Consider the following 3,148-nt stretch of genomic DNA (forward strand, 5'->3'; position numbering starts at 1 on the left):
GCGGGACGCCTGGCTGCGGTCCGCCGGCGAGCGGGTGGAACTGGCCTGCGCGGGCGGCCGGGGCCGTACCGGGACGGCGCTCGCCTGTCTGGCGGTCCTGGACGGGGTGCCGGCCGCCGAGGCCGTCGCCTATGTGCGCACGCACTACGACCGGCGCGCGGTGGAGACGCCCTGGCAGAAGCGGTACGTACGCCAGTTCACCGGCCAGGGAAAATGAGTTGCGCCTGACGGTGACGCGCTGCGCACCATAGGCGGGCCAGTGCCCACACCTGTTCAGGAGACCCGAATGCGCCGATTCCTCGAAGCAGTTCAGCGACCCCGCCGGACGATTCTCGAGGACTCGACCTTCCATGCAGACCCCGCAGGTACGCACGACCCTGAACATCGGCATTCTCGCCCACGTCGACGCCGGTAAGACCAGCCTCACCGAGCGGCTCCTGTTCGACACGGGCGCCATCGACCGGCTCGGCAGCGTCGACGGCGGTGACACCCGCACCGACACCGGCGCGATCGAGCGGCAGCGCGGCATCACGATCCGCTCGGCCGTGGCCGCGTTCACCGTCGGCGACACCCAGATCAACCTCATCGACACCCCGGGCCACAGCGACTTCATCGCCGAGGTCGAACGCGCCCTCGACGTGCTCGACGGGGCCGTCCTGCTGATCTCTGCCGTGGAGGGTGTGCAGGCGCAGACGCGCGTGCTGCTCAAGACGCTGCGGCGCCTCGGGCTGCCCACGCTCGTGTTCGTCAACAAGATCGACCGGGCGGGCGCGCGCGTCGCCCCGCTGCTCGACGACATCCGCCGTCGCCTCACCCCGCACGTCGTGCCGCTGGCGGACGTCCGCGACGCCGGAACGCCGCACGCCGCCGTGACCGCCCGCCGTCTCGACGACCCGGCCGTGCGGGACGCCGCCGCCCGGACGCTGGCCGAGGTGGACGACACGATCCTCGCCGCGCTGGTCGACGGGCCGCCGCCGGACGCCGAGGCGGTGCGGGCCTCGCTGGCGGCACGAACCGGTGACGGGCTGCTCCACCCGGTCCTGTTCGGCTCCGCCCTCGGCGGCCAGGGAGTGCCCCAACTCGTCGATGCCGTCAGGGCGTTCCTCCCCGTCCCCACCAAGGGCGGGGCGGCGTCGGCGCGGCCGTCGGGCACGGTGTTCGCGGTGCGGCGCGGCCCCGTCGGGGAGCGGATCGGTTATCTGCGCCTGTACGAGGGCGAGGTGCGGGCCCGGCAGAAGGTGACGTTCCTGCGCCGCGACACCGAGGGCGGCACGGAACGGATCGCCGGCCGGCTCACCGGGATCCGGGTCGTCGCCGCCACGGACCCGGCGGACCCCGTGGCCGGGCCCGGGCAGATCGCGCAGGTGCGCGCCACGGTCGGGCTCCGGGTCGGCGACCGGCTCGGTGAACTTTCGGGCGGACACGCGCGCTTCGCCCCGCCGACGCTGGAGACGCTGGCCCGCGCGGTGCGCTCCGGGCAGGGCGCCGCGCTGCGGTCGGCCCTGCTCGAACTGGCCGACCAGGACCCACTGCTCCACGCCCGCGCGGAACCCGACGGCAGCACGGCGCTGCTGCTGTACGGGGAGGTGCAGAAGGAGGTCCTCGGGGCCACGCTCACGCAGGAGTACGGCATCGAGGCACGGTTCGAGCCGAGCCGGATCCGCTGCGTCGAGCGGCTCGCGGGCACGGGTGAGGCCATCGAGGAGATGGGGCGACGCAGCACGACCGGGCTGCCCGCGACCGTCGGCCTGCGGGTCGAGCCGGGACCGCCCGGCTGCGGGCGCGTCTTCTCGTACGAGACCGAACTGGGCGCGCTCCCCCGGGCGTTCCACCAGGCGATCGCGGACACGGTGCGGGCCACCCTCGCGCAAGGAGGGCCGCACGGCTGGCCCGTGACGGACTGTCATGTGACGTTGATCCGCTCCGGGTTCGACTCCCCGGTGAGCGTCGCCGGGGACTTTCGTACCGTGACCGCGCTCATGACACGGCAGGCCGTGGAGCGGGCGGGGACGCGCGTCTTCGAGCCGGTGCACTCCTTCGAGGCCGAGGTTCCGCTGGACGCCCTCGCCCCCGTGACCGCCGAACTTGCCGCCCTGGGCGCCGAGTTCGGCGAGACGACGGGTGGAAGGGAGTCCTGGCTGATCTGCGGGGAGCTGACCGCGCGCAGGGTGCGGGAGATGGAACTGGCCCTTCCGGTACTCACGCGCGGGGAGGGAGTGTGGTGGTCGCGGGTGGCGGGCGACCGCCCGGTGCGCGGGACCGGACGGCCGCCGGGGGCGTGATCAACGGATACGGTGGCACTCGACCTCCTGAGGAAGGAGGTTTCCGCCATGATGCCGAGGGCTCTACCACTGACCCGCTGGGCGAAGGCCGTGGTTGCGGTCGTCGTGGTGCTGGTGCTGGTCTTCACCGGACTGCGCCTGTTCCACCAGCTTGACGACGTGTTCGGCACCGAGACGCACGACCGGTCGGGACCCGCGCTGCTCAAGTCCGTGCGGGACCTGAGCCGTTACGACGCAGCGTCCGGGAACTTCCAGGTCGTGGTGGACCTGGAGAAGGACACCAAGTACCTCCCGGACGCGCTGCGGGGCACGAGGACCTTGTACGTCGGGGCCGGAAGCGTCGACGCGTACGTGGACCTCGGGAAGGTCGACGACGGGGACGTACGGGTGAACGACGACCGGACGTCGGCGACGCTGAAGCTGCCGCACGCACGGCTCGCGACTCCCGCCCTCGACGCGGACCGCTCCTACGCCGTGTCGAAGCAGCGGGGTCTGCTCGACCGGCTCGGCGACCTGTTCTCGGACAACCCGAACGACGAGCGGGCCGTACGCAAGCTCGCCACCCGGCACATCGGGGACGCCGCGAAGAGCAGTGGCCTGACCGGCCGCGCCGAGCGCAACACGACCGACATGCTGAAGGGACTGCTGCACTCACTGGGGTTCAAGGACGTGCGGGTGTCCTACGGGACGTGAGTGCCGCCTCCTTCAGGAGGTGCGGGGCATCGTCGCGATGATCACCGTCGCGTAGAGGTCGTCGTCCCGCACCACCTGCGCCCGCAGGCCGGCCGCGCGGACGGCCGACCTCGCGGCCGCGGCCTGGTGCTCGCTCGTCTCCACGAAGAGGTGTCCGCCGGGCGCCAGCCAGC

The 3,148-nt window shown here is 72.8% G+C and carries 2 protein-coding genes and 1 pseudogene; all 3 read left to right on the forward strand.

Annotated elements, in window-relative coordinates; genetic code table 11:
• A pseudogene (locus G3I40_RS30155) lies at positions 1-217 on the forward strand (protein phosphatase); the annotation flags it as partial.
• A 133-nt stretch (positions 218-350) separates the two neighbouring features.
• A complete protein-coding gene (gene otr(A), locus G3I40_RS47455) occupies positions 351-2,282 on the forward strand; it encodes a tetracycline resistance ribosomal protection protein Otr(A) (protein WP_164305799.1) in 1,932 nt (643 codons plus the stop codon).
• A 48-nt stretch (positions 2,283-2,330) separates the two neighbouring features.
• Positions 2,331-2,975 carry a DUF4230 domain-containing protein gene (locus G3I40_RS30170; RefSeq protein WP_164305801.1) on the forward strand — a complete coding sequence of 215 codons (645 nt, stop codon included), beginning with the start codon at positions 2,331-2,333 and terminating at the stop codon, positions 2,973-2,975.
• The last annotated feature ends 173 nt before the right edge of the window (positions 2,976-3,148 follow it).

This window comes from Streptomyces sp. SID14478 (genome assembly GCF_010548525.1).
Lineage (GTDB): Bacteria > Actinomycetota > Actinomycetes > Streptomycetales > Streptomycetaceae > Streptomyces.